This is a genomic window from Shewanella electrica, assembly GCF_022321485.1.
Classification (GTDB): domain Bacteria; phylum Pseudomonadota; class Gammaproteobacteria; order Enterobacterales; family Shewanellaceae; genus Shewanella; species Shewanella electrica.
The window spans coordinates 1-574 of sequence record NZ_JAKOGG010000054.1 but is presented as its reverse complement, the minus strand read 5'-3'; the positions used below and the strand labels follow the sequence as shown (position 1 = coordinate 574).

Below are 574 nucleotides of genomic sequence, written 5' to 3'. Positions count from 1 at the left end.
CATCTTCTTAGTGTACACAACACCAACTCGATCATCATCTCGTCGCACTAAACCCATCTTCCCCAACCCAAAGACAACGAACTCGCTGGCCACAAATCCATCCAACCACAATTAACCACTGCTAAGCTACGGTCCCCCACTTCACTTGCCGGGGACGAAGTTGGTGGCGTACGCCCAGGCGTTGTTGTTGACGGGGTCGGCGAGGTGGTCGGCGAGGTTCTCGAGGGGGCCCTTGCCGGTGACGATGGCCTGGACGAAGAAGCCGAACATGGAGAACATGGCGAGGCGGCCGTTCTTGATCTCCTTCACCTTGAGCTCCGCGAAGGCCTCCGGGTCGTCGGCGAGGCCGAGCGGGTCGAAGCTGCCGCCGGGGTAGAGCGGGTCGACGACCTCGCCGAGCGGCCCGCCGGCGATGCGGTACCCCTCGACGGCGCCCATGAGCACCACCTGCACCGCCCAGATGGCGAGGATGCTCTGCGCGTGGATCAGGCTCGGGTTGCCGAGGTAGTCGAGCCCGCCCTCGCTGAAGATCTGCGAGCCCGCCTTGAACCACACGGCCTCGCCGACCTTGACG

At 63.8% G+C, this 574-nt stretch carries 1 protein-coding gene; it reads right to left on the bottom strand.

The genetic code is table 11. The annotated features are described in order from the left end of the window. Positions 1 to 141 precede the first annotated feature (141 nt). Positions 142 to 574, bottom strand: a 433-nt coding sequence (locus L9G74_RS23820) for a chlorophyll a/b-binding protein (RefSeq protein ID WP_238898511.1), incomplete at its 5' end; no start/stop codon positions are given.